13 protein-coding genes, 14 tRNA genes and 9 pseudogenes are annotated in these 26,505 nt (G+C 42.5%); 17 read left to right on the top strand and 19 right to left on the bottom strand.

Annotated features, from left to right (window positions below; all coding sequences use genetic code 11):
- Positions 1-7: 7 nt before the first annotated feature.
- The 6 genes and pseudogenes from secF to N4T56_RS04415 form a co-directional block, all read right to left on the bottom strand.
- On the bottom strand, positions 8-955 hold the full coding sequence (gene secF, locus N4T56_RS04440; protein ID WP_261732359.1) for a protein translocase subunit SecF: 948 nt from the start codon (positions 953-955) through the stop codon (positions 8-10).
- A 14-nt stretch (positions 956-969) separates the two neighbouring features.
- Positions 970-2,821: pseudogene (gene secD / locus N4T56_RS04435) on the bottom strand (protein translocase subunit SecD).
- A 17-nt stretch (positions 2,822-2,838) separates the two neighbouring features.
- Positions 2,839-3,171: a preprotein translocase subunit YajC gene (yajC, locus tag N4T56_RS04430; protein ID WP_160055628.1), complete on the bottom strand. Its 333-nt coding sequence runs from the start codon at positions 3,169-3,171 to the stop codon at positions 2,839-2,841.
- Between the two features lie 25 nt (positions 3,172-3,196).
- Positions 3,197-4,321 (bottom strand): annotated as a pseudogene (gene tgt, locus N4T56_RS04425) (tRNA guanosine(34) transglycosylase Tgt).
- Between the two features lie 153 nt (positions 4,322-4,474).
- Positions 4,475-5,515: a tRNA preQ1(34) S-adenosylmethionine ribosyltransferase-isomerase QueA gene (queA, locus tag N4T56_RS04420; RefSeq protein ID WP_261732358.1), complete on the bottom strand. Its 1,041-nt coding sequence runs from the start codon at positions 5,513-5,515 to the stop codon at positions 4,475-4,477.
- Between the two features lie 68 nt (positions 5,516-5,583).
- Positions 5,584-5,772, bottom strand: coding sequence for a hypothetical protein (locus tag N4T56_RS04415; protein WP_261732357.1), 189 nt, complete (start codon positions 5,770-5,772; stop codon positions 5,584-5,586).
- Positions 5,773-5,967: 195 nt separating this feature from the next.
- Between N4T56_RS04415 and N4T56_RS04410 the strand changes: the two genes are divergently transcribed.
- The 3 genes and pseudogenes from N4T56_RS04410 (at position 5,968) to N4T56_RS04400 (ending at position 7,977) form a co-directional block, all read left to right on the top strand.
- Positions 5,968-6,576: an acyl carrier protein phosphodiesterase gene (locus N4T56_RS04410; protein ID WP_261732356.1), complete on the top strand. Its 609-nt coding sequence runs from the start codon at positions 5,968-5,970 to the stop codon at positions 6,574-6,576.
- Positions 6,577-6,589: 13 nt separating this feature from the next.
- Entirely contained in the window at positions 6,590-7,159 is a 570-nt protein-coding gene (locus N4T56_RS04405; RefSeq protein ID WP_261732355.1) for a protein disulfide oxidoreductase, read from the top strand.
- A 166-nt stretch (positions 7,160-7,325) separates the two neighbouring features.
- Positions 7,326-7,977, top strand: a pseudogene (locus N4T56_RS04400) (RluA family pseudouridine synthase).
- 86 nt (positions 7,978-8,063) lie between these two features.
- Here N4T56_RS04400 and sstT read toward each other — a convergent pair.
- The 7 genes and pseudogenes from sstT to N4T56_RS04365 all read right to left on the bottom strand — a co-directional run bounded on the left by sstT (position 8,064) and on the right by N4T56_RS04365 (position 14,779).
- Positions 8,064-9,297, bottom strand: a pseudogene (gene sstT, locus N4T56_RS04395) (serine/threonine transporter SstT).
- Positions 9,298-9,755: 458 nt separating this feature from the next.
- Entirely contained in the window at positions 9,756-10,652 is an 897-nt protein-coding gene (locus N4T56_RS04390) for a chemotaxis protein CheV (RefSeq protein ID WP_261732354.1), read from the bottom strand.
- Positions 10,653-10,869: 217 nt separating this feature from the next.
- A pseudogene (locus N4T56_RS04385) lies at positions 10,870-11,350 on the bottom strand (protein-tyrosine phosphatase family protein).
- Between the two features lie 8 nt (positions 11,351-11,358).
- Positions 11,359-12,643: pseudogene (locus N4T56_RS04380) on the bottom strand (DEAD/DEAH box helicase).
- Between the two features lie 80 nt (positions 12,644-12,723).
- Positions 12,724-13,246, bottom strand: a pseudogene (locus tag N4T56_RS22370) (methylated-DNA--[protein]-cysteine S-methyltransferase).
- A gap of 4 nt (positions 13,247-13,250) precedes the next feature.
- Positions 13,251-13,442, bottom strand: a complete 192-nt coding sequence (locus tag N4T56_RS22365; RefSeq protein WP_315903004.1) for a hypothetical protein — start codon at positions 13,440-13,442, stop codon at positions 13,251-13,253.
- The gene (locus N4T56_RS04365; protein ID WP_315903003.1) at positions 13,433-14,779 is read right to left on the bottom strand and encodes a bifunctional transcriptional activator/DNA repair enzyme AdaA; all 1,347 of its coding nucleotides are present in this window, start codon (positions 14,777-14,779) and stop codon (positions 13,433-13,435) included. Before N4T56_RS04365 ends, N4T56_RS22365 begins: the two co-directional genes overlap by 10 nt.
- Before the next feature lie 243 nt (positions 14,780-15,022).
- On the opposite strand from N4T56_RS04365, the gene N4T56_RS04360 reads away from it, so the two are divergent.
- The gene (locus tag N4T56_RS04360; RefSeq protein WP_261732352.1) at positions 15,023-16,852 is read left to right on the top strand and encodes an ABC transporter ATP-binding protein; all 1,830 of its coding nucleotides are present in this window, start codon (positions 15,023-15,025) and stop codon (positions 16,850-16,852) included.
- Positions 16,853-17,048: 196 nt separating this feature from the next.
- Here the strand turns inward: N4T56_RS04360 and N4T56_RS04355 are convergent.
- From N4T56_RS04355 to N4T56_RS04330, 6 genes are all read right to left on the bottom strand, one after another.
- A tRNA-Val gene (locus N4T56_RS04355) sits at positions 17,049-17,124 on the bottom strand.
- 31 nt (positions 17,125-17,155) lie between these two features.
- Positions 17,156-17,231 (bottom strand) — tRNA-Val (locus tag N4T56_RS04350).
- 31 nt (positions 17,232-17,262) lie between these two features.
- A tRNA-Val gene (locus N4T56_RS04345) sits at positions 17,263-17,338 on the bottom strand.
- Between the two features lie 40 nt (positions 17,339-17,378).
- Positions 17,379-17,454, bottom strand: a tRNA-Val gene (locus N4T56_RS04340).
- A 32-nt stretch (positions 17,455-17,486) separates the two neighbouring features.
- Positions 17,487-17,562, bottom strand: a tRNA-Val gene (locus N4T56_RS04335).
- 42 nt (positions 17,563-17,604) lie between these two features.
- Positions 17,605-17,681 (bottom strand) — tRNA-Val (locus N4T56_RS04330).
- Positions 17,682-18,068: 387 nt separating this feature from the next.
- On the opposite strand from N4T56_RS04330, the pseudogene gltX reads away from it, so the two are divergent.
- The 13 genes and pseudogenes from gltX to N4T56_RS04265 all read left to right on the top strand — a co-directional run bounded on the left by gltX (position 18,069) and on the right by N4T56_RS04265 (position 26,505).
- A pseudogene (gene gltX / locus N4T56_RS04325) lies at positions 18,069-19,480 on the top strand (glutamate--tRNA ligase).
- 104 nt (positions 19,481-19,584) lie between these two features.
- A tRNA-Ala gene (locus N4T56_RS04320) sits at positions 19,585-19,660 on the top strand.
- A 99-nt stretch (positions 19,661-19,759) separates the two neighbouring features.
- Positions 19,760-19,835 (top strand) — tRNA-Glu (locus tag N4T56_RS04315).
- A 106-nt stretch (positions 19,836-19,941) separates the two neighbouring features.
- Positions 19,942-20,017, top strand: a tRNA-Glu gene (locus N4T56_RS04310).
- Between the two features lie 107 nt (positions 20,018-20,124).
- Positions 20,125-20,200, top strand: a tRNA-Glu gene (locus N4T56_RS04305).
- A 276-nt stretch (positions 20,201-20,476) separates the two neighbouring features.
- A tRNA-Glu gene (locus N4T56_RS04300) sits at positions 20,477-20,552 on the top strand.
- Positions 20,553-20,662: 110 nt separating this feature from the next.
- Positions 20,663-20,738 (top strand) — tRNA-Glu (locus N4T56_RS04295).
- A 107-nt stretch (positions 20,739-20,845) separates the two neighbouring features.
- A tRNA-Glu gene (locus N4T56_RS04290) sits at positions 20,846-20,921 on the top strand.
- 36 nt (positions 20,922-20,957) lie between these two features.
- A tRNA-Ala gene (locus N4T56_RS04285) sits at positions 20,958-21,034 on the top strand.
- A 443-nt stretch (positions 21,035-21,477) separates the two neighbouring features.
- Positions 21,478-22,497, top strand: a complete 1,020-nt coding sequence (locus N4T56_RS04280; protein WP_261732351.1) for a TRAP transporter substrate-binding protein — start codon at positions 21,478-21,480, stop codon at positions 22,495-22,497.
- A gap of 66 nt (positions 22,498-22,563) precedes the next feature.
- The gene (locus N4T56_RS04275) at positions 22,564-23,220 is read left to right on the top strand and encodes a TRAP transporter small permease (RefSeq protein WP_261732350.1); all 657 of its coding nucleotides are present in this window, start codon (positions 22,564-22,566) and stop codon (positions 23,218-23,220) included.
- A complete protein-coding gene (locus tag N4T56_RS04270; RefSeq protein ID WP_261732349.1) occupies positions 23,220-24,617 on the top strand; it encodes a TRAP transporter large permease in 1,398 nt (465 codons plus the stop codon). The genes N4T56_RS04275 and N4T56_RS04270 overlap by 1 nt, the downstream gene beginning before the upstream one ends.
- 90 nt (positions 24,618-24,707) lie before the next feature.
- Positions 24,708-26,505 (top strand): annotated as a pseudogene (locus N4T56_RS04265) (ATP-binding protein).

Here is a 26,505-nt window from a genome sequence, read left to right as displayed (position 1 = left end):
ATGCGTTTTAAGGCATCATTGAAGGTTGATCTGCGCCTTCTTTTTCAATCTCTACAGGTAGCATATGCTCGCGGTTAATACCCAATTTAACAGCTAAATAACTGGCCACATAAATCGATGAGTATGTACCTACAAAAATACCCAGTAACAATGCTGTTGCAAAGCCATGGATCATGGTGCCACCTTTCAGGAACAACGCAATCACGGTAATCAAGGTCGTACCGGTAGTAATCACCGTACGGCTCATGGTTTGAGTAATTGAGGTATTCACAATTTCTTCAGGTGTACCTTTACGCATTTTAAGGAAGTTTTCACGAATACGGTCATACACAACGATGGTATCGTTAAGTGAGTAACCGACAACCGTTAACAACCCGGCTAAAACAGTTAAGTCAAACTCTAACTGTAAAACCGAGAACACCCCTAATGTCACAATCACGTCGTGAGCAAGTGCCGCTACGGAACCTGCAGCCAAACGCCATTCAAAACGAAATGACACGTAGATAAGAATACAAATTAAGGCAACAATAACCGCGAGGCCGCCTTGCTCTGCTAATTCTTTCCCTACCTGTGGTACAACAAATTCAACACGCTTTTGCACAACGCCAGCATCAATTGACTGCGCCGCAGCTAATACAGCCTCAACTTGATCGTCACTTTTTAGCTCGCTTCTTACAGGTAAACGCACTAGCACATCGCGGCTCGAACCAAAGTTCTGTACCACTGCGCCATCGGCTTCGTCAGCGGTCATGGTTGCACGTAATGCATTTAAGTCGACAGGAGCTGAAAACTCCATTTCAACAACCGTGCCACCAGTAAAGTCTAGACCCCAGTTAATGCCCTGCACGCCTAGCGACACAAAAGAGGCAATGACCAAGACCATCGACAAAATACTGATAGGCATTGCATGACGAAGGAAGTTGACGGTCTTCTTTACTGAAAATATCTGAAACATATCCAACTTCTCCCTTAGATAGACAATGACTTAACGCGCTTACCACCCCATATCGCATTCACGATAGAGCGTGTGCCAACAATGGCTGTAAACATCGAAGTCGCGATACCTATCATTAAGGTAACAGCAAAACCTTTCACCGCACCGGTACCCACAGCAAACAGGATTAACGCAGTCATAAAGGTGGTGATGTTAGCATCGGCAATGGTTGAGAACGCATTACCATAACCTTCATGAATCGCTTGTTGTACGCTACGCCCGCCTAAAATTTCTTCACGAATACGTTCAAAAATAAGTACGTTACCGTCAACAGCCATACCCACAGTTAACACCATTCCAGCAATACCAGGCAAGGTTAACACCGCGCCAGGGATCATCGACATTACGCCAACAACCATGATTAAGTTTGCTAACAATGCCAGGTTGGCAATAAAGCCAAATGCACGGTAGTAAATCATCATGAAGATAAGCACAACAACCATGCCCCAAACCATGGCTTGAACACCGTTTTCAATGTTCTCTTTACCAAGGCTAGGACACAATTGTGCGTTCTTCTACAATCGTTACCGGCGCAATAAGCGCACCAGCACGAAGTAATAACGCAAGGCTTTGTGCTTCGCTATGCTCAAGACCAGTAATCACAAAATTACGGCCTAAACGAGCTTGAATGGTTGCAACCGAAATAACCTCTTCAATCTTGGTCATTTTAACGGTGCCATCAGGATTACGTTGGCCGCTGTCTTTATATTCGATAAACAATGTTGCCATTGGTTTACCAATATTGTCTTTGGTTACGTTCGAAAAAATCGTGCCGCCTTTCGCGTCAAGATTAATCGCTACCTGTGGTCGGCTGTATTCGTCAAAAGTAGGTTGCGCGCCAGTGATATGATCACCGGTTAACATCACTTCTTTTTTCAATACCGCAATACCACCTTCACGGCGTTGGTAAACTTCAGCACCAGCAGGTACACGGCCACCGGCAGCTGCACTGACGTCAGCTTTATCGTCAACCATACGAAACTCAATTGATGCAGTTGCACCTAGAATCTCTTTTGCACGAGCAGTATCTTGCACACCTGGTAGTTCAACAATAATGCGCTCTGCGCCTTGACGTTGTACTACTGGTTCGGCAACACCTAATTCGTTCACACGATTACGAATGGTCGTGATGTTTTGCTGTAAAGCTTCTTCCTTAATCTGCTTAAGGTATACATCACTCATCGTCGCTAATAACACAAACTCGGTATCAGTGCTGGCATCGGTATAGACCATGTCATTACTGCGCGTTTTTAAGTAGTTTTCAGCTTGGCTAACCGTGTCAGCATCACGAAACTTAATCGCAATTCCTTTAGGGGTTTTGCGAACACCTGCATAACGGATTTTTTCTTCACGCAGTTGGCTACGAAAATCAGCCACTTTGGCTTCTTCCATTTTGCGGATCGCTTCGCCCATGTCCACTTCCATTAAGAAATGCACACCACCACGTAAATCTAAACCTAACTTCATTGGCGACCCACCAACAGCTTCAAGCCATTCAGGGGTTGCAGGCGCAAGGTTAAGTGCTACCGTAAATTTTTGCCCAAGTTGTTCTGCAATGGCTTCTTTAGCCAATAATTGTTGTTCGGCATCTTGTACCCGAACTAACAATTGTCCGTTTTCAAGCTCAGCACGCTTAATCGCAATACCTTTGCCTTCTAACATTTGCACTACATTGGCTTGAGTTGACGCATTTACTTCAGCACCACGAGTTGCCACAATCTGCACTGCATGGTCTTCACCAAACAGGTTCGGTATGGCATAAAAACCACCAATGGCGATGATAAGCACCACCATGATGTTTTTCCACATTGGGTATTTATTTAACACACCATAGCCCTCTTGGCTTATAACGACTGGATAGAACCTTTAGGTAATACCGCGGCGATGTAGTCCTTTTTAATGGTAATTTGGTTGTTATCGTTGATAGCAAGTAACACGTAATCACTTTCTTCACTGATTTTGGTCACTTTACCTAAAATACCACCACTGGTTAATACTTCATCACCTTTTGAAATCGATGCCATCAAGTTTTTGTGTTCTTTAACACGCTTTGACTGAGGACGAAAAATCATGAAGTAAAAAATTAACCCGAACATGACAAGCATAAAAATTAACTGCATGGTTTCGCCACCGGCAGCGCCACCCATTGGGCTTGCATAAGCATTTGAAATTAACATAGTTCTCTCTTCTTATTTGCTAAAATTAATCGACTAACTCAGGTACTTCACGACCAAGACTGGTATAGAACTCCTTCACAAAGGCGTCTAATGTACCTGTCTGAATTGCGCCGCGCAAACCTTCCATTAACATTTGGTAGTAACGTAGGTTGTGAATGGTGTTTAAACGCGCACCTAGAATCTCATTACAACGATCTAAATGGTATAAATAAGCGCGTGAATAGTTTTTACAGGTATAACAATCACACTTAGCATCTAATGGCGAAGTGTCATCACGATGACGAGCATTACGGATTTTAATTACCCCTTCGCTGGTAAATAAATGGCCGTTACGAGCGTTACGTGTTGGCATGACACAGTCGAACATATCAACGCCACGACGTACACCTTCAACTAAGTCTTCTGGTTTACCCACACCCATTAAATAACGCGGTTTATCCGCAGGAATTTGAGGACAAACATGTTCTAAAATGCGGTGCATATCTTCTTTAGGCTCGCCAACAGCTAAACCACCTACGGCATAACCATCAAAGCCAATGTCTACTAACCCTTTTACGCTTTCATCGCGCAAATCTTCGTAAACTCCACCTTGAATAATACCAAATAGCGAATTCGCATTTTCTAGGCGGTCAAACTCATCACGTGAGCGCTTGGCTCAACGCAATGACATTTGCATCGATTTACGCGCTTCGTCATGCGTTGCAGGGTAAGGCGTGCATTCGTCAAAAATCATCACTACATCAGAACCAAGAGAGTGTTGAATTTGCATCGACTTTTCTGGATCTAAAAAGATTTTTTCGCCATTGATGGGTGAACGGAAATGCACCCCTTCTTCGGTGATTTTACGAATATCACCTAAACTAAACACCTGAAATCCACCTGAATCAGTTAAAATCGGACGTTGCCAATTCATAAAGTCATGCAAGTCACCATGCTTACGCATGATTTCTTCACCTGGGCGTAACCATAAATGGAAAGTATTACCCAATAAAATGTCTGCACCTGTAGCACGCACTTCTTCAGGGGTCATCCCTTTTACAGTACCGTAGGTTCCCACGGGCATAAATGCTGGCGTTTCTACCGTACCACGGTCAAATATCAAACGTCCGCGACGGGCACGACCATCTGTTGTGTCTAATTCAAATTTCATAAATCACCTTGCCAGATAAACAGTCTGACTTGTCTAGTTTATATAGTAATGAGGGCGAATTTTAATGCTTCAAGGTTAAGAACACATTAAAACATCAAAACGCCCACGGTTTGCGGGCGTTTGTTGGCGGGTATTGTAAATCAATTTCGGCTATTAGGGGGCTTTTTTCGTCACAAACATGGCATCGCCATAACTAAAAAAGCGGTATTTTTGTGCAATCGCGTGTTGATATGCCGCCATGACCTCGTCATAGCCAGCAAACGCACTTAATAGCATGATTAAGGTTGATTCCGGTAAATGAAAATTAGTGACCATTGCATCAACAACCTTAAACTGATATCCAGGATAAATGAAGATATCGGTATCGCCGCTAAAACCACTTAACGGCGAATCACCACAGGCGCGTGCTGCACTTTCTAGTGAGCGAACTGACGTAGTACCCACAGCGACAACGCGGTGACCATTGGCTTTAGTTTGCGCAATAAGGTCAACGACATCTTGAGGAACATCAGCCCATTCAGAATGCATTTTATGCTCAAGTACATTATCAACACGTACTGGCTGAAATGTCCCTGCCCCTACATGTAAGGTCACAAAAGCAACATTGACGCCTTTATCTTTTAAGGCCGCTAACATTTCATCGTCAAAGTGCAATCCTGCCGTTGGGGCTGCTACTGCACCTGGTGTCTGGTTATAGACAGTTTGATAACGTTCTTTATCAGTATCCTCGTCCGGACGGTCAATGTAGGGTGGCAGTGGCATATGGCCGACTTGTTCTAACACTTCTAAAATCGTGTTATCACTCAATAGCTCGAGCTCGAATAAGGCATCATGACGCGCTAGCATCTTCATTTGATATCCGGCATCTAAATTGATTAACGCATCCACTTTAGGTGACTTTGAACTGCGAACGTGAGCTAAAATACGCTTCTCATCAAGCATACGCTCAACTAAAATTTCAAGCTTACCACCGGTGGGTTTTTGGCCAAATAAACGCGCAGGGATCACACGGGTGTTATTAAACACCATCAAGTCACCTGGGTTAATGAGTTCGAGTAAGTCAGTAAACTGCTTATCGGCTAACTGTCCATCTACACCATTAAGGGTCAGTAGACGCGACGCATTACGTTGTGCAGTCGGATAGCGAGCAATAAGCTCATCAGGAAGGTCGAACGAAAAGTCTGCAACGCGCATAGTAAAATCTCAACAGTAAAAACGGCCGCTAGTCTATGGCGAGCGCAGGTTAAGATCAAGTTTACTGATTACTTTGTCGGCTTTTCTATGTGAGTTTGATTATAACTGTCGGTGTGATCGACTTCGTTCACCCTATTTTGCACTGGTGCGTCGTCAGATTTAAACGAATGAACTTCATAGCGCATGTCGATTTGCACTTTGTTTCTTTTGGTTGCGATAGGCCTACCCAATAATTTTTTTAGCCAATCTTTCATCATCCTTGATCCCTAAGTTAAGCATTTATTATTCACAATTTCATACAGATAAGTATCTACAATCGACACTACACACATTACTCCATGACATTTGTGTATAAAGCGTTATGATTGAACCTAACAACTTGTCAGCTTGTAACGCTTTGTTACAAACGGCTAGTATCATACTGTAAAATAATAAAATTAGAAGCACAAAATATGAACTTTTTAGCACACTTACATTTAGCAGATATTAGTGATACTCATTTAGTGGCTAATTTGTGCGGTGATTTTGCCAAAGGCAAAATAGAAGATCACCCTCAGCACCTTCAACAAGGCATTTGGTTACATCGTCAAATCGATCAAATTACCGATAGCCATGAAATTATTATTGATTTGCTTAAACAGTTTCCAAAATCATCTCGCCGAGTCGCGCCTGTACTCATCGATTTAGTGTTTGACCATTATTTAGCGTTTTATTGGGAAGAGTATCATCATCAAGATCTCAATATCTTTTGCCAAAAAGCGTATCAAGAACTTAACACTACCGAAGAATTACCCGCCACCTTGCAAGCTATCGCCCCAAAAATCATTCAACAAGATTGGTTAAGCAGTTACCAAACACGACAAGGTTTAGAGCAGGCGATTCAAGGGGTCAGCCGCCGATTATCTAAACCAGAACTATTTGACCATGCGATCCGTGATGTGGATAAACTTTACGTTGAAATCGAAATTGCCTTTAGAACATTTTACCCACAGCTAATGGCTTACAGTAAAATATACAGCCGTAAAACACCCAGCCAATACTTACCACATGAACAAAGGTAAGCCAGCGCATAGTATGCCAATCTGGGTAACTGGGTTTATAAAAATCGCTACAGCAAAATTGACGTCGGTTCGCTTTTGGTTAATAACACTGCGTGATGTATTGCTATTAACGGCAGTACTGTTTGCCGTTGCCAGCTATCTACAGCGAGACATGCACACTGGGTTAGCGTTTCCAATCAATAGCCAGTTAGTCAATGGGAGCGAGGTGTCTTTATTTAATGCTCGGCAACACACTGACACCAATAAAGCCACCTTAGTGTATTTTTGGGGTACTTGGTGCCCGGTATGCAAAGTCACCTCGCCTATGGTCAACAGCGTAGCTAACACTCAAGATTATCGCGTTATTTCGGTGGCCGTTGCCTCTGGTTCAAATGACGACATAAACGCGTTTATGCAGCATAATGATTACCAGTTTGCAGTTATCAATCAATCCACAGATGAGCACAATTTAAGCCAACAATGGGGGGCAACCGCATTACCTTCGATATACATCATTGATAGCCATAATCAAATCCGCTTTGTGACATCAGGAGCCACCAGCAGTTGGGGCATGTCATTGCGCCTGTGGCTAACCAGCGTTTAAGTTAAGCTGAGGCGAGCAAGCAAGCCGCATATTGTCGTTTCCGCTTAGCTATCCCAGCGGATTGACCGAGTTGGCGTTATCTTATTTTCGTTACTGAAAAAATTTTGTTAGTATGCGCGCGTAACCAATCAAGCAAAACTGCGTTTATTAAAGAGACAACCTCACCATGCACATCTTTACTTATCAGCCGCCGTCAATTCCTTGGTTGGACATCCGTTATAAAGACCGTGATATTATTGTGATGAATAAACCTTCTGGATTATTATCAAATCCAGGACGCTCACCAGACACCCACGACACCGCCATCACTCGTTTACAGCAACGTTATCCTGAAGCCATTTTAATTCATCGCTTAGATTGTGATACGTCAGGCATCATGATTTTTGCTCGCACCAAAAAAGCGGAGTCGCATCTAAAAACTCAGTTTCAAAATCGCCAGGCAAAAAAGGTCTATATCGCTGAGGTGCAAGGGCATCTGCAAGCATTAGAAGGTAAAGTAAACTTTGCGTTAGGGTCAAACCCTGACACCCCCTTTTCAAATGCTCAGCGAGACAGGTAAAGCGGCACTGACTTATTTCCGTGTACTTGAACAACGTGCCAGCACAACGCTGATGGAGCTCAAACCGCATACAGGCCGCACTCATCAACTCAGAGTACACATGCTTGCACTTGGTCACCCTATTTTAGGCGATGCATTTTATGCTGATGGAGCAACAATTAATGCCAGTAAACGACTCAATTTACACGCGCAATCATTAACTATTACACACCCATATACCCAAGCAGAAATGACTTTTTTTAGTCAGCATCCATTCTAATCAAGACAGCAATAAGCCAATAACCAAAATGCCGGCACCATAAATAGTTATCCTATGAAGTCGGCATTTTTTGTGCGACGCACAATTTAACTTGCTTGAGCCGCCTCTTTTGCCTCAGCCGCTTCACATGCTGCAGCGGTAAAGATAACGTCAGTTGAACTGTTTAATGCTGTTTCAGCTGAGTCTTGAATCACACCAATAATGAAACCAACAGCCACAACTTGCATTGCAACATCATTAGAAATACCAAATAGACTACAGGCTAATGGGATTAATAATAATGAGCCACCCGCGACCCCCGAAGCACCACAAGCCGATACAGAAGCAACCACACTCAGTAACAGTGCTGTCATAAAATCGATGGGGATATTAAGGGTATGAGCCGCTGCAAGTGTCAATATGGTGATGGTAATCGCTGCACCACCCATGTTGATAGTCGCACCTAATGGAATAGACACAGAGTAAGTGTCTTTGTGTAACTTAAGCTCTTCACACAACGCCATGTTTACCGGAATATTAGCCGCACTTGAGCGAGTAAAAAATGCCGTTACCCCGCTTTCGCGTAGACATTTAAGTACTAGCGGATATGGGTTACGTTTAATTTTTACATAAACAATAACTGGGTTCACCACCAAGGCGATAAACAACATTGCGCCCACTAACACGGCAAGTAATTGAGCATATCCTGCAAGTGCTTCAAAGCCGGTTTCTGCAAAGGTTGCAGCAACTAAACCAAAAATACCGATTGGTGCTAAGCGAATAACAAAACGTACAATGTTAGATACAGCCTCACTTAAATCTGCCAACATTTGTTTAGTGCTGTCACTAGCATGATGCATGGTAATACCTAAACCTGCCCCCCAAACTAAAATACCAATGTAATTTCCTGTTAATAATGCATTAACTGGATTATCAACGATTTTAAACAATAAGGTATTAAGGACTATCTGTAATACCTTGAGGCGGATTAGATCCTTCAATACCGGTTGCCAACAATAAGGTTGTTGGGAAGGCGAAACTGAAAATAACTGCCGTCAATGCCGCTGCAAATGTACCAAAAAGATACAAAGCAATAATAGGACGCATATTGGTGTGGCTGTCTTTCTTTTGATTAGCAATTGATGATGCGACCAATACAAATACCAGCACAGGTGCAATGGCTTTTAGCGCACCGACAAATAGCGACCCTAAAAATGCCACACTGTGTGCACCGGTTGTTGAAACGCTGGCTAAAATCACACCCAAGATGATCCCGCCAATAATTTGTAGCACTAAGCTTCCACTAGCGATTCGAGCTAGCAGTGATGTTTTTTGATTCATTTTTTAACCTATGATTATTATATTAATGGCTTTTTGTTTGTTAGTGATGTTCTAACGTCATGCCGTAGTTAAAACTGTAATACGTTATAAAACAACTATCGTCATAATATAAAAGAGATACAAATTAACCAATATTACTCAAAACACTTATGTTGTTGGCATCCTTGTTAACAATGTAACTCAACATAAGGTAAATAATCTGTTTTCAGAGTAACGTTACTGCATAACGCCAAGGTAATCACTTAGTGCGATGCACAAAAAAGCATTGTAGCTATATATCAGGATGGAACATAAGAAGTCTAGTACTGAACTCAAATGAATAAAAAAAATCAGCTATTGCTGCTTTAATACACATCAAATGAGACTTTCTTAAGAAGATGAAAAGAACTTGTTAAACATGCTGAGAGTAAAAACCATCAGAAAGTATTGTCTTTTTTACTGGCGTTCAAACAACATCATTAGTGGTTAAGTTGGGCGCCGCGCAACATGGCTTCAATCAACTCTTTGGCATCAAACTTAGTTAATGCTTCATTTGCTCCAACTTGCTTAGCCTGGCTAACACTGATCTCGCTCGATAATGAGGTATGCAAAATAATATAAGCATTGGCGAGTTGAGGGTTATTTTTCACTTCAAATGCCAACTCATAACCATCTAAGCCAGGCATTTCAATGTCGCTCACCAGCAACTCTATCGGCTCACCTCGTTGTGCTGCATCTTGCATTATTTGTAGGGCGTCACGGCCATCTGATGTGACTTGATAACCGATATTGATCGAGTCTAATGCGTCAGACAACTGCTTACGCGCCACTTTCGAGTCATCAACCAGTAATATTCGCAGTGGCTTGAGTATTTCGCGTTGAACATCGGTCAAAATGGCACGATTGGTCACTGGGTCATCAGGGAATATTTTCGATAACAACAATTCCACATCCAGCAATTGTACTAAACGATCATCAAATCGAGTCACACCGGTTAAAAAAGCGTTTTTGCCCAAATTATCTGAAGGCGCCTCAATATTACGCCAATTACACTCAATGATTTTATCGATTGCACGCACCAAAAAACCAATCACCATACGTTGGCAGTCAGTAATGATAATGTAACAGTCTTGGCGTTCTTGTTCTGTAACAGGCTTAAAGCCGATAGCGGCTGCCATATCAATAACAGGAATGGTCATGCCTCGAATGGTCGAAGCCCCCAAAATAGCAGGATGAGAATGAGGGATTTTAGTGAGCGGTGTAAACGGAACTAATTCACGGATCTTTAAGGTACCAAGCGCAAACTGTTGAGTGTGGTTCAACCTAAAAAGCAATAAACCTTGCGATTGATTCGCTTTGCTCATTTTCGGGCTCATCGTTTCCCCTTACAAGATGTCATTTTTTTACTATAGCATTTATCGTCAAACTTTAGTGAGCCTTTAGCCTGTGCAGATCACAATATAAGCAATTGCCTATTGAAGATATCTGCCCAGTATAAAAATACACAAAAATAAAGGGAAACATCAAGATAGATAAAATTGATTTATCTATCTTGATGTTTCCCTTTATAGATCTACTTGTCGAGATACAGGTTTAGTTTGAAGCAGACTGTAACTCGTAAAGTACATCATAAACAAATTGGTCCCAACCATCTGCATCAAATGCTAATCCACTGGCATTTCGTACCTGGCTAACGGCATGAACCGGAGCTGCACCGTTTTCCATCATATAGTAAGCCATGACCATTTCAGTTCGGTTTATGCCTGAACGACAGTGTAATAAGACAGGAACATTGGCACTTTCGCACTCACGAATAAAGGCTAATACTTGCGGTAAGATTTCGGCGCATACGGTTAGGTCTTGCGGCTTAGGGGGGATATTATCAGGTAAATTAAAGACTTTATGTTTAAAACCCAATTCTGCCATGGCAACAGTGTCACAACCTTCACCATTATTTAATGAGGCTATAGCGCCAAATCCGGCTTGCTTTAACTCAGCTAAGTCCCATGCATCTTTATTTGGACTCACTTCGCCCTGCGATTTGTCCATCTACTAACCAAAAAATATGTTTCATAATACCTACTACTCTGGTTTTTTAGCCCAAATATCTACATTAACTGGGGGTAATTTCTTACGCTTTTTTTCCCATTCCTTCAGGTTTCGCGATTGGCTTTGGCTGTTCCAGGACATTATCTGGCATAATGTCATCGGCTTCAAATCCGCTAACTTGTTCACGTTCAAGACGAATTTTATTCTTTTTCTCAATAACAGAGAAGTGATGATACTCATCATGTGATAACAAGGTCAATGCTAAACCTACCTCACCTGCACGGCCACTTCGGCCAATGCGGTGCATATAATCTGCTGGACTGCGTGGTAAGTCAAAATTAATTACAACAGGCAGTTTTTCAATGTCCAAACCACGGGCGGCAATGTCGGTGGCAATCAGCACCTGTATTTCACCCGCTTTAAAGCTTTCAAGTACCCGGCTTCGAGCACCTTGTGCTTTATCACCATGAAATACCTCTGCTGTAATACCCCGTTTAGCTAATTTTTGCGCTAAATGATTACAGCCATTTTTTGCACTCACAAAAATCAACACCTGACGCCATTGATACTGTTGAAGTAAGTGAGTTAATAACGCCGTTTTTCTCTCTCGATTAACCGTCATGACTCGTTGCACTAACGTGCTAGCCTCAGCGCTTTGTAACTGCACTTCTAATGGGTTATTGAGTAAGGTCTCAGTTAGTTGGCGCACTTCTTCAGGGAAGGTAGCAGAGAACAATAAGGTTTGTTTTTTCTTCGGTAACAAGGCTATCAGCTGCGCGAGCTCTTCAGTAAACCCTAAGCTAAGCATTCTGTCTGCTTCGTCGAGAACCAGTGTTGAAACAGCAGACAATTTAACAGCATTGGATGATATTAAATCGAGTAAACGCCCTGGCGTTGCAACAACAACATCAGCACCGCCACGTAAAGCCAGCATTTGAGTGTTAACAGACACGCCACCAAAAGCTGCTACAACTTTGATACCACCATTTAAATGCACTGCATAAGATTTGAAACTATCAGCAACTTGTTTAGCCAACTCACGCGTAGGCACTAATACTAAGGCGCTAACAACGTTGCCTTTAGTAGTTGAACCACGGTTACTCTCCATTAGCTGCTGCAATATAGGTAAAGCAAACGCCGCAGTTTTACCCGAGCCCGTATTGGCACCCGCCAGCAAATCTTGGCCAGATAAAATACTTGGGATGGTATGGGCTTGTACTGGAGTAGGCTGTAAATATTGAAGCTCGGTCAATCTAGTCAGCAACGGAGTGTGCAGACCAAATTCAGCAAAGGTGGTAGCTAATGAAGCTTGTGTCATGGATCAGATGCGCTCAACAAGGGATAACAATCGGACATTTTACCGCACTTTAGCGCATCAGTCAGATAAATTACCTAACTTTATTGTGTAGTCTCTAAGTTAAGTAACCATTGTTTCATGTCTAATCCATAAGCATAACCCGTGAGCTTACCGCCTTTACCTATCACCCGATGACATGGAACGATAATCGCAATAGGATTGGCGCCATTGGCCGCCCCAACCGCACGCACAGCTTTAGGCCTACCAATCGTATTGGCGATGTCGCTATAGCTGCAATGCTGACCAAACGGTAGTTCGCGCAAAGCTTGCCACACTTGTTGCTGAAATTCGGTTCCTTTTGGTGCTAACGGTATATCAAATGTTTGCCTAATCCCGGCAAAATACTCTGTTAATTGCACCGCAGCGTCATTGATGTGTTGTTGTAGCCTGTAAGCACACATCATTTTTCGCAGGCATGAGATTGACTGAAGATTCAATCAAAACAACAGGGTTAAGTTGAGCTAAATCTTCAACTTGCAAATGCGTCAGGCCATGCTCAGAGGCTTTTAGTGACAATAATCCCACAGGGCTGGACACAAACGATTGTAATTGAGGTATAGACATAGTGTTATTCTTGTATTGAAGTAAGGGGATTTTCATCCCACAACTGAAACGTTAAATAGCTGCCCCAAGGGCTAACTTGCTGGCTAATGTGTTTGGCTATTTGGCGATACGACTTGGTTGACTCAATCGGACGCTGTGCCAATTGATGCAATGCGTGTAGCCTATTTTTTATCACTAAATCTGTAGTTAAAAACACGTCTGGCTCGCTGAGTCCTCGCATTTGTGCATAAGCCACGATCCATAGCCAATCCCTTTAACCGACAGCCAATCTTGCGGAGTTGACTCAGGGTATTGGGAAGCATACTTACCAAGCGCGTTTAAAGCTAATTTACGTGCGCCAGGCATTTTTAATTCATCCAGTGATGCTTGGGCAATCGCCGTGGGTGTCGGAAAAAGTCGCCAGGTTTTACCATTCAGACTAAGCGGTTCACCATAATGTTGTACAAGCGTATTCAGTAGTTTAGTAGCTTGTTGCACGCTCACTTGTTGGCCTAATACAGCCCGGCACGCCGCTTCAAACACGTTGCCTGTTCCTGGGATCCTAAGGCCGACATCGATATTAGCCCCAAGTGACGTTATTGAGGTGAGAGCCTGTTCAATGACCTGCATATCCGCGTCAAGGTCGAACATTGCACGGATTTTTATTACAACGTTATGCAAGTGCTTAATGTCTTGAGCATTCACAAAATAAATGCTCACATCTAATTGAGGCTTTTTGTGATTGTGCTTAGCAGCAAAAACACCATTAATACCATCAAATGCAAAGCTACGCATATAGCTGTCATCACTAATCACCTCCATATGCTCCACTTGACGAAACGCATAAAACTGTAGCATTTTTATCCAGTTGAAAGGAGGCCGGTACGCTAGGCTCAAGGTGATAGGATTCACTGCCATGGATTGATTATCTCTGTTAACTTGTGATGATTGAGCAGTATGACTCTGCTTACGAAGAGCCGATGGCGAGAGTTGTAAGTGTTGTTGAAACACCTCATTAAACCGCCTAATACTATTAAAACCCGCTGCCATTGCGATGTCGGTTACAGAAAGTGAGCTTTGATGCAGTAACTGTTTTGCAAACATCAATTGCTGATACTGAGCAAAACGTTTTGGCGACGTTCCTAATTGTTGATTAAACAATTGACTCAAATAACGGCTCGTTATACCTAATTTTTCAGCAAGATCGGTCACTGATGCCGCGTTATCACCATTAAGGTACCCTTGCTCAATTAACCTTAACGCTCGGTTAAGAGTGGTCTGCGTGCCTCGCCAAGCATTGGAGCTTGGTGCGCTATCGGGTCGACACCGTAAACACGGTCTCAACCCGGCATTCGCGGCTTTAATCGCGGAGTCAAAATAACGGACGTTTTTTTCATGCGGTGCTGGCGCGGGGCAAATTGAACGGCAATAAATACCGGTAGTCAGTACGCCAGTAAAAAATTGGCCATCAAAACGAGCGTCGCGGCTCAAACGAGCTTGCTGACACACTTGTGGTGCTATGTGGCAGTCTACTGACATTTGCTCACTCGTCATTCGTTCTCCTCAGGACAGTATCTTTACAGGTTAACATTTAGCATAAAATCAATATGCGCTAAAAAGTGCGTTTTTACGTACCAACAAACTCTACCTAAATGACTGCGTTGCGACTAGCGGAAAACGGAACCTAATCGTGATGAGCCAACCAGCAGATTAATAGTAACAATTTAACGCATTACATTTTACTGATATACGTTATCCTAGTAAGCAGAAATCTCACTATTGATGTTAGAGTATTAGATGTTTAAATTTTTTGAATCCTTAACCCAACCCTTGCCGCCAGAAGAGCCGACGCAACCACCTAAAACCTTGTACGCATTTTGTCGTCATTATACTCGCGGCTTTGGCAAACCTTTAATTGTAATGTCGATATTAACGGCTACGTTGGCGATATTAGAGGTGTCACTATTTGGCTTTATGGGTAAGTTAGTCGACTGGTTAGTCACTAAAAATCCACAAACTTTATGGCAAGACGAACACGTTACCCTTATTGGCATGTCGGTGATTGTGTTAGTTGTGATCCCGTTTATTGTTTGGTTACATGCTTCGATCGTGCATCAAACATTATTGGGAAATTATCCCATGGCCATTCGCTGGCAAGCGCATCGCTATCTGCTTAAACAAAGTATTAGTTTTTATCAAGATGACTTTGCAGGACGAGTTGCCACAAAAGTGATGCAAACCTCATTAGCCGTGCGTGAAACGGTCATGAAGCTATTAGATGTATTGATGTACATCTTAATCTACTTCACCTCAATGCTAATAATGATTGCCAGCGCCGACTTACGCTTAATGTTACCCATGCTAGTTTGGCTTATCGCCTACATTGCTATCCAGTGGAAGTTAGTGCCTAAATTAAAGGCTATTTCTGCTAAACAAGCAGACGCCCGCTCAAGCATGACAGGCCGAATTGTCGACAGCTATACCAATATTTCTACCGTGAAATTATTCTCTCACACTAAGCAAGAAGCAGATTATGCCCGCGACAGTATGAGTTTATTTTTAAACACGGTTTACGGCCAAATGCGTTTAGTGACCGTGATTAACGTTGCCGTGCAAATCATTAATTATCTATTGGCATTCACTATTGCTGCTGTATCAATTTGGCTTTGGGCAGATAACGCGATTACCGTTGGCGCTATTGCCATTGCCGTGAGTTTAGCATTGCGTTTAAACGGTATGTCTCAATGGATAATGTGGGAAATTAGCTCACTGTTTGAAAACATTGGTACCGTTACCGATGGGATGAATACCTTATCAAAACCCATTGCAATTGAAGATAAACCAGACGCCCAAGATATTGTGGTTGATCAAGGTAAAATAGACTTTAACCAAGTGAGTTTTCATTACGGTGAGAAAAAAGGCGTTATTGATTCATTAGATCTGCACATTAAGCCTGGAGAAAAAGTGGGATTAGTCGGCCGCTCAGGCGCAGGCAAATCAACATTAGTTAATTTACTAATGCGTTTTCATGATGTTGAACAAGGGCAAATTCTTATTGATGATCAACCCCTAACCGATGTCACCCAAGACTCTCTGCGTGCCAATATCGGTATGGTCACTCAAGACACATCGTTATTGCACCGCTCTATTCGCGAAAATATTCTCTATGGCGACCCTCACGCTAGCGAAGAACGCTTAATGGCAGCTATCACTCAAGCACAGGCATTTGATTTTATCGATACGTTAACCGATCCCTTTGGTAACAAGGGCTTAGATGCACAGGTCGGCGAGCGTGGTGTTAAGCTGTCTGGTGGTCAGCGTCAACGTATCGCAATTGCCAGAGTGTTACTTAAAAACGCGCCAATATTGTTACTCGATGAGGCCACATCAGCACTCGATTCTGAAGTAGAGGCGGCAATTCAAGAGTCGTTGTACGAGCTAATGGAAGGTAAAACCGTTATTGCCATTGCGCATAGACTCTCAACGATTGCGGCAATGGACCGCTTAATAGTATTAGATCAGGGTAAAATTGTAGAACAAGGCACTCATCAGGAGTTGATTAAAGCCAATGGCATTTACTCACAGCTTTGGGCTCATCAAACCGGTGGTTTTTTAGGGTTAGATTGATGCCGTAATTTACAGATTTTAATACAAGCCATTCAATTTGAGTGGCTTTTTTATGGCCGAACATCAAGAAAGTTAAAAAGTGAGATTGCAAGAATAAACATTAGAACATTCTAAATAAAATTGAGTAATCAAATAAGATTGCAGTTGCCTAAGAAAGATTGCAGTTGGATTAAATTAGATATTATAACGAGGAATATGGTGGTCGCTACTGGGCTCGAACCAGTGACCCCCTCCTTGTAAGGGAGGTGCTCTCCCAGCTGAGCTAAGCGACCTGGGATATAACGCAGATAGATTAAATTGATATGGTGGTCGCTACTGGGCTCGAACCAGTGACCCCCTCCTTGTAAGGGAGGTGCTCTCCCAGCTGAGCTAAGCGACCTGGGAATATCAATCTATAAAGCAGTAAAATATGGTGGTCGCTACTGGGCTCGAACCAGTGACCCCCTCCTTGTAAGGGAGGTGCTCTCCCAGCTGAGCTAAGCGACCTGGGATATTTTACTATTGAGTCCAATACATTTATGAGAAATGGTGGTCGCTACTGGGCTCGAACCAGTGACCCCCTCCTTGTAAGGGAGGTGCTCTCCCAGCTGAGCTAAGCGACCTGGGACTCTACACATCATTTTATCAGATTACATGGTGGTCGCTACTGGGCTCGAACCAGTGACCCCCTCCTTGTAAGGGAGGTGCTCTCCCAGCTGAGCTAAGCGACCTGGGATGTAATCAACATAAGAATATCTTCATCAATGAAGATATGGTGGTCGCTACTGGGCTCGAACCAGTGACCCCCCTCCTTGTAAGGGAGGTGCTCTCCCAGCTGAGCTAAGCGACCTCATGCTGTGTGGGGCCGTATTATAGGGGGCAAGTAAAACCTGTCAACGCTTTTTAATTAAAAAAATGCTAGTCGCCCTAAAATTGTTCGCTTTGACGCTTTGTTAATCAACAGATTGACCTAATCATAATCAAAAATAAAAACCAGTTCAGTTTCATCGTTTACACAATATTTGCTGACATTATTACGCCTCACTGTACATCACAATGTTTAATCGCAGTGATAGTTACAACAAGTCATTTTTGACGTTTATCCGCACAGAAAAAATAAAATCTGTCTCAGGTTTGAGTGCGCACCATTTCAACTACCGAGTTTGGCTGTTAGAATAGCACCACATTTTTTTGTTTGTCTTTATTTAGACGTTTATAAATAGGTTAGTGTCCGATTATGACTACTAAGACGCGTTTTGCTCCAAGTCCAACTGGTTTTCTTCATGTAGGTGGTGCACGTACTGCACTTTATTCATGGTTACACGCTCGTGCTAACAATGGTGAGTTTGTGCTTCGCATTGAAGACACCGACATTGAACGCTCAACTCAAGAAGCGTGCGATGCCATTCTTGATGGTATGAACTGGTTAGGACTAACCTGGGACGAAGGCCCGTATTACCAAACAAAACGCTTTGATCGTTACAATGAAATCATTGAGCAAATGCTGAATAATGGTAATGCCTATAAATGTTATTGCTCACGTGAGCGCATAGAAAGCATGCGTGAAGAACAAGCGGCGCAGGGTTTACAACAAAAGTATGATGGCTGCTGTCGCAACTTGGCGCCACGCGATACTGACGAACCCTTTGTTGTTCGTTTCAAAAATCCTATCGAAGGCAGCGTAGTATTTGACGATCACGTCCGCGGCCGTATCGAAATTTCAAATGATATGCTTGACGATTTAATCATTAAGCGTACCGATGGTGTGCCAACCTATAATTTCTGTGTGGTTGTTGATGACTGGGATATGGGGATTACTTGTGTTGTACGTGGCGAAGATCATATCAACAACACGCCACGCCAAATCAATATTCTTAAAGCATTAGGCGCGCCAATTCCTGAATACGCTCATGTATCGATGATTTTAGGTGATGATGGTGCCAAATTATCTAAACGCCATGGTGCTGTTGGGGTAATGCAATACCGTGATGACGGTTATTTACCAGAAGCACTACTAAACTATCTTGTGCGTTTAGGTTGGTCACATGGCGATCAAGAAGTGTTTTCAATGGAAGAGTTAAAAACACTGTTCAAATTAGATGATATTAACAAAGCCGCTTCTGCATTTAATACTGATAAGCTAGTTTGGTTGAACCAACACTATATTAAATCACTTGATCCAGTTTATGTTGCATCACACTTACAGTGGCATATGGATGATCAAAAAATTGATACCAGCAATGGCTACCTGCTCTTGCTGATATCGTCACTGCATTATCTGAACGCGCTAAAACTTTAAAAGAGTTAGCCGCTTCTAGTCGTTACTTCTATGAAGACTTTGATCAGTTTGATGAAGCTCAAGCGAAAAAACATCTTCGTGGTGTCGCATTAGAACCATTAACACTGTTCAATCAGAAATTAGCTGGGCTGAATGACTGGAGTGTTGAAGGCATTCACCAAGTGATCGAGGCTACGGCAACTGAACTTGATGTAGGTATGGGTAAAGTCGGTATGCCTTTACGCGTCGCGGTTACTGGTGCAGGTCAGTCTCCTGCATTAGATTTAACCTTATTCCTAATTGGAAAAGAAAGATCTGCACAAAGAATATCCAAAGCGATTGATTTTGTAGCAGATAGAATAAATTCCTAAAAAACGAGTTGACACTTTTGGGTATGCTGCATAGAATGCGCCTCGCAGTTGAGACATGACATCAGTTCATTCTGGTTGCATATCCAAAAGCATTAAGTAAGAAAGGGGTTATAGCTCAGCTGGGAGAGCGCTTCGCTGGCAGTGAAGAGGTCCACGGTTCGATCCCGTGTAGCTCCACCACTTACTTAACTATCTTTAATTAGATATTTAGCACCAATGTTTAGCCTACAGGCATTGATGAGTATTCACTCCCTTACGGAGTCTAAACGTAAGACCGGCGTCCCATTCGTCTAGAGGCCTAGGACACCGCCCTTTCACGGCGGTAACAGGGGTTCGAATCCCCTATGGGATACCACTTTCTTGAGTGGTTGACTGTAAAGTTAGCGATTCGATAGCATTAATGTTTAGCCTACAGGCATTGATGAGTATTCACTCGATACAGAGTATAACGTATCAAAAGTGTCCCATTCGTCTAGAGGCCTAGGACACCGCCCTTTCACGGCGGTAACAGGGGTTCGAATCCCCTATGGGATACCACTTTTCTTGAGTGGTTGACTGTAAAGTTAACGATTCGATAGCATTAATGTTTAGCCTACAGGCATTGATGAGTATTCACTCGATACAGAGTATAACGTATCAAAAGTGTCCCATTCGTCTAGAGGCCTAGGACACCGCCCTTTCACGGCGGTAACAGGGGTTCGAATCCCCTATGGGATACCACTTTTTTCTTGAGTGGTTGACTGTAAAGTTAACGATTCGATAGCATTAATGTTTAGCTTACAGGCATTGATGAGTATTCACTCGATACAGAGTATAACGTATCAAAAGTGTCCCATTCGTCTAGAAATAGAGCTTAGGACATCGCCCACTTTGGTTTATAAAGAGTCGGCGGTAACAGGGGTTCGAATCCTTGTTGTTTGTAGCAATTAGCACCAATGTTTAGCCTACAGGCATTGATGAGTATTCACTCGATACAGAGTATAACGTATCAAAAGTGTCCCATTCGTCTAGAGGCCTAGGACACCGCCCTTTCACGGCGGTAACAGGGGTTCGAATCCCCTATGGGATACCACTTTTTCTTGAGTGGTTGACTGTAAAGTTAACGATTCGATAGCATCAATGTTTAGCCTACAGGCATTGATGAGTATTCACTCACTTACGGAGTCTAAACGTAAGACCGGCGTCCCATTCGTCTAGAGGCCTAGGACACCGCCCTTTCACGGCGGTAACAGGGGTTCGAATCCCCTATGGGATACCACTTTTCTTGAGTGGTTGACTGTAAAGTTAACGATTCGATAGCATTAATGTTTAGCCTACAGGCATTGATGAGTATTCACTCGATACAGAGTATAACGTATCAAAAGTGTCCCATTCGTCTAGAGGCCTAGGACACCGCCCTTTCACGGCGGTAACAGGGGTTCGAATCCCCTATGGGATACCATATTATTCAAGTTTTAGTTTTTATTAGCTAGAATTTGGGGCTATAGCTCAGCTGGGAGAGCGCTTCGCTGGCAGTGAAGAGAGTCCACGGTTCGATCCCGTGTAGCTCCACCATTAAATTGGTATTCGTACATATTGATATGTATTCGAAACAAAAAACCACCTCTTGGTGGTTTTTTTGTACCTATTAGAAAATGATTTTACGCGATATCATCTCAATTTCGCTCAACAACATCTCGCACGGCTCACCTATCGAGTAAATCAATTCACAAAAGCAATATACCTACAAAATGAGAGCATCATAACACCAACAATAAATGTGTGACATTCCACCCATAGGCACATTTGCTTTGTGTGATATCTCACACAAAGTACGGTGCCTACATATGAACACTTAAATTAAAGTTGACAACTATCATAAGGTTACCAAATATTAACATTATAGCTCGCCGCTTGCTAAGTCTATATATCCTCATAACGCGTTTATGAAGTACTTGTTCTGGAACGAGTCTTCACCGTGAGGAATATATAACACTAAAAAAAGGAAGCTAAACCTCATGAAAAAATCGACCCCTACCCTTACACAGACATTAAAATCAATTGCAAAGTTCGCCACGGCAGCTTCAATACTGACAGCAAGCTTGAATGTATTTGCTGAGCCTGTAGAAATTAAATTTTCACACGTTGTTGCAGAAAACACCCCAAAAGGTCAAATGGCACTTAAATTCAAAGAACTCATTGAACAACGTTTACCGGGTGAATATGTTGTTAACGTATTCCCTAACTCGCAATTATTTGGCGACAACAATGAACTGGCGGCATTGCTTTTAAACGACGTACAGTTTGTTGCGCCATCACTATCAAAATTTGAACGTTACACCAAAAAACTGCAAATTTTTGATTTACCTTTCTTGTTCGAAGACATGGATGCGGTTGACCGTTTTCAACAATCAAAATCTGGCCAAAAGTTATTAAATGCAATGAACCGTAAAGGTGTTGTGGGTTTAGGTTATCTTCATAATGGTATGAAACAGTTCTCTGCTAACGACCCGCTTAATGTACCTAAAGATGCTAACGGCAAAAAATTCCGCATCATGGCATCAGATGTCATTGCCGCTCAATTTGATGCTGTAGGTGCTATCCCTGTTAAGAAGCCATTTTCAGAAGTATTTACCTTGCTACAAACTCGCGCCATTGATGGTCAAGAGAACACCTGGTCAAATACTTATTCGATGAAATTCTACGAGGTGCAAAGCCACATCACTGAAAGTAACCATGGTGTATTAGATTATATGGTTGTGACATCAAATACCTTCTGGAAAGGCTTACCGGCAGACAAACGTGCTGTCTTTAAATCGTCACTTGATGAAGCGATTGCCCTTGGCAATAAAATTGCTGCAGAAAAAGGCAATGAAGACAAACAAGCCATTCTTGACTCAAACCGTTCACAGCTTGTGACCTTAACACCAGAAGCTCGTCAGCAATGGGTTAACGCAATGAAACCTGTATGGGCGAAGTTTGAAGATCAAATTGGTAAAGATATGATTGATGCAGCACAAGCTGCAAATACTAAATAGTCTTAATCCTTAATCCGGTACTGAGTCCAATTGGGTTCAGTACCCTCTCTTTCTTATACAAGGAGTATGACCGTGATTTCCAGACTATTTGGTTATTTTGAAGAAGGCCTTCTCAATTTACTCATCACGATGATGACCTTGCTGGTATTTGGCGAAGTCATTGCGCGTTTTTTCTTTAACACCGGCTTTTTATGGATCCAAGAGTTAACACTTACGCTATGTGGTTGGTTTGTGTTGTTTGGTATGTCTTATGGGGTAAAAGTAGGTGCGCATATCGGCGTGGATGCCTTTGTATCAAAGCTATCAGGTAAGCCGCAAAAAATAGTCGCTATCTTTGCATGCCTTTGCTGCCTTGTTTACTGCGGACTGTTTTTAAAAGGCGCTTGGGAGTACTTAAGCCAAATGTACCAAATTGGTATTCCAATGGAAGATATCGATTTACCAGGATGGCTTGTGCATCAGTTAGACCCTGATTATGCGTGGGAAACATGGCGTATCGATGTTGAAGATGGCGCGGTACCCATTTGGTTATCTCAAAGCATCTTATTGATTGGTTTTTCAATGTTAACTTGGCGTTTTATAGAATTATTTATCGCCATATTAAAAAATCAAGCTGTTGGTTTTCAACTTGCTGATGAAGCCAAAGATAGCATGCACTTAATCGATGAAGCTGCACAATCAACATCATCAGAAAAACAAGAAAATGATAAGGACGCCAAATAATGACTATTGCTACATTATTTATCACTCTACTTATCTGCATGATGATCGGTATGCCTATTGCTATTGCATTGGGTTTTTCAAGCATGCTGACAATCTTACTCTTCTCTAATGACTCACTTGCTTCTATTGCATTAAAATTATACGAATCAACATCAGAGCATTACACCTTACTGGCTATTCCATTTTTTATTCTGTCTTCGGCATTTTTGTCTACAGGCGGCGTCGCAAGGCGGATCATTGATTTTGCCATGGACAGTGTCGGCCATATTCGTGGTGGTTTAGCCATGGCATCAGTCATGGCTTGCATGCTATTTGCAGCGGTCTCGGGTTCATCGCCAGCCACAGTGGCGGCCATTGGATCGATCGTGATTGTAGGTATGGTTAGAGCAGGTTACCCAGAAAAGTTTGCTGCTGGCGTGATTACCACCTCAGGCACCTTAGGTATTTTGATCCCGCCTTCTATTGTGATGCTGGTTTATGCCGCCGCCACAGAAGTATCGGCAGCGAGAATGTTTATGGCAGGGCTTATTCCTGGCTTAATGATGGGCTTAATTTTGATGCTAGCGATTTATATCGTTGCTCGCATTAAAAAGCTACCTTCACGGCCGTTCCCGGGCATAAAAGCGCTGTCAATATCAAGCGCCAAAGCAATGGGTGGATTAGCGCTCATTCTCATTGTGCTTGGGTCAATCTACGGTGGTGTGGCGAGCCCTACCGAAGCTGCTGCAGTGGCTTGTGTGTACGCGTATTTTATTGCGGTATTTGGTTATCGCGATATAGGCACTCTTAAGAATGTGGCTTGGCGTAATCAGCGTGAATCAATTATTGCGGCTTCTGTGCGTAACATTGGTTATATGTTGCTTGCAGTCATCAAAACCCCAGCAGACAAAGAAATTCGTAATGTGGTGCGTGATGGCGCTAAAGTCAGCATTATGTTGTTATTCATCATTGCCAATGCAATGTTGTTTGCCCACGTACTGACCACAGAACGTATTCCACACATCATTGCCGAAGCCATTGTCAGCTTAGGCTTACCTGCATGGGGCTTTTTAATCATTGTTAACTTATTGCTGTTAGCTGCAGGTAACTTTATGGAGCCATCAGCGATTTTGCTCATCATGGCACCTATTTTGTTCCCTATCGCGACCCAATTAGGCATTGACCCAATCCATTTAGGCATCATTATGGTGGTTAATATGGAGATAGGCATGCTCACGCCCCCCGTAGGACTCAACCTTTTTGTCACAGCAGGGATTACAGGGAAAAGCATGGGGTGGGTTATTCAGTCATGTTTACCATGGTTAGTTTTATTGCTTGGTTTCTTGATATTAATTACTTATATTCCGCAAATTTCATTGTTTTTACCTGAATACATCGACAAATTAAACGGCTACTAGCTTGATAATTTGCGTATTATAAACGAGCCTTAACATATTAAGGCTCGTTTTAATTCTACTTTATAATTACATCGCCACTTGGGAATATGCATGCTTTCATTCTCGACTATCAAAAAGCGCAAAATTGTTGTTAGCGTTATGGTCATTATTGGTTTATTACTGACCTTAAAAGTGACCCATTGGTACTGGCTTGAACAAGGCACCGAATCAATAGCCCATCAATCTGAAAAGCAAATAAATGAGTTAGTTATTTTTATTGACGATGCTCTAGGTCATTACGAAAATATCCCGGCCGTACTGGCTCAAAACCCCATTTTTGAACACAGTTTGCTAGACCAGCAAAACCCGCAAGCAATCAATAAACTGAATCTATACTTATCAGAATTACAGCAAGTCACCGAATCGTCTGATATTTACTTAACGGATGCGATGGGAGTGGCAATTGCTGCCAGTAATTGGGATAAACCAAACTCATTTATCAATCAAGACTATTCGTTTAGACCTTATTTTATCGAGGCTATATCGGGCTCGATTCGGTCGCTACTATGCAATAGGTACATCATCCAATAAACGTGGTTTTTATTTTGCGAATCCGGTTTATCATAAAGGCGTGGTATTAGGTGTTATTGTTGTCAAAGTCGATATTAGTTTAATTGAGCAGCAAAGCAGCGGCATTGCTATTGCTAGCCAATATGAATTTATGATCAGCGACCCAGATAACATTGTTTTTTTATCGAGTATGAGCAGTTGGCGATTTAATTCACTCACCCCGCTGTCACAATCCAAACGCTTCGCACTCAACGCCTCAAAACGCTATGCCAATAGACCCATTGGTGAACTTGATCTCGTGCCGCAATTTGCATCAACTGGGTCAAATAAGCCACAGGTATACCAAATTTCATCCATAGATGGCCAAGAACAATACCTAGAACACCATCAAAATATGCCTAATGCCAATTGGAATGTGCATATTTTGGCACCTATGACTCCTCTTTATGAGTCATTGCCCCCCATATTGTTATTAGCAACCACACTATATTCTTTGCTCGCATTATTTGTATTGTATAGTTTGGAGCGAAGACGCAACTTTATCAGAATGCGTCAGGCACAAAATCAACTAGAGCAAAGGGTCAAAGAGAGAACATTAGAGTTAGAGCAGGCAAATAACCAACTCAAAGATACCCAAGATGAGTTAATTCAAGCGGCAAAGCTCACCGTGATTGGTAGCTTATCAGCCAGTATTAACCATGAACTGAATCAGCCACTTGCGGCATTAAGAAGTTACGCCCAAAACACTCAAACGTTTATAGGGCGTAATATGATTGAAGATGCCCGCAGTAATATTAATATCATGATAGAACTCACCGACAGGCTTGCCGATATTATTGCTCAATTTAAAAGTTTTACTCGCAAATCTCAGGGCAAAGATAACGCAACAGATATCAATCAATCCATTGAACAAGCACTGACTATTGTTCAGCCCGAAATGGACAAACAAGGCGTTAAACTGTCACTTGCTCTACTTAAAGATAGCTGCCAAATATGGGGAGACAGTGTGAGGTTGCAACAAGTGCTGGTTAACTTGATGAGTAATGCTATTGTGGCTATGCAACAATCAAAAGACCGACGCTTACATATTGAAGTGTATTGCGACACTAAAGTTAACATTAGTATTCAAGACAGTGGTCCGGGCGTGAGACAAAGCCAAATGAGTAAAATTTTTGAACCCTACTACACCACCAGCGAACGCCAAGGATTAGGGCTAGGGTTATCAATCTCTCAACGCATAATTGAATCGATGCAAGGCTCAATTACGGTTGAAAATGCACAACAAGGCGGCGCTATTTTCCATATTATTTTACCGCTTTATTTACGTGAGGAAGTGTAA

It is taken from the genome of Shewanella phaeophyticola (assembly GCF_025398315.1).
GTDB classification, from domain to species: domain Bacteria; phylum Pseudomonadota; class Gammaproteobacteria; order Enterobacterales; family Shewanellaceae; genus Shewanella; species Shewanella phaeophyticola.
Note: the sequence above shows the minus strand (reverse complement) of the source record. Positions and strands in the feature narration are given on the sequence as shown.

Bases quoted from the DNA above. Each gene is read 5' to 3' on its own strand.
- N4T56_RS04280 (WP_261732351.1), top strand. From the start codon at position 21,478: ATGAAAAAATCGACCCCTACCCTTACACAGACATTAAAATCAATTGCA.
- queA (WP_261732358.1), bottom strand. From the start codon at position 5,515: ATGCGCGTTGCAGACTTTTCGTTCGACCTTCCTGATGAGCTTATTGCT.
- N4T56_RS04405 (WP_261732355.1), top strand. From the start codon at position 6,590: ATGCCAATCTGGGTAACTGGGTTTATAAAAATCGCTACAGCAAAATTG.
- N4T56_RS04365 (WP_315903003.1), bottom strand. From the start codon at position 14,779: ATGACGAGTGAGCAAATGTCAGTAGACTGCCACATAGCACCACAAGTG.
- N4T56_RS04390 (WP_261732354.1), bottom strand. From the start codon at position 10,652: ATGAGCCCGAAAATGAGCAAAGCGAATCAATCGCAAGGTTTATTGCTT.
- N4T56_RS04360 (WP_261732352.1), top strand. From the start codon at position 15,023: ATGTTTAAATTTTTTGAATCCTTAACCCAACCCTTGCCGCCAGAAGAG.
- secF (WP_261732359.1), bottom strand. From the start codon at position 955: ATGTTTCAGATATTTTCAGTAAAGAAGACCGTCAACTTCCTTCGTCAT.
- N4T56_RS04410 (WP_261732356.1), top strand. From the start codon at position 5,968: ATGAACTTTTTAGCACACTTACATTTAGCAGATATTAGTGATACTCAT.
- N4T56_RS04275 (WP_261732350.1), top strand. From the start codon at position 22,564: ATGACCGTGATTTCCAGACTATTTGGTTATTTTGAAGAAGGCCTTCTC.
- yajC (WP_160055628.1), bottom strand. From the start codon at position 3,171: ATGTTAATTTCAAATGCTTATGCAAGCCCAATGGGTGGCGCTGCCGGT.
- N4T56_RS04270 (WP_261732349.1), top strand. From the start codon at position 23,220: ATGACTATTGCTACATTATTTATCACTCTACTTATCTGCATGATGATC.
- N4T56_RS04415 (WP_261732357.1), bottom strand. From the start codon at position 5,772: ATGATGAAAGATTGGCTAAAAAAATTATTGGGTAGGCCTATCGCAACC.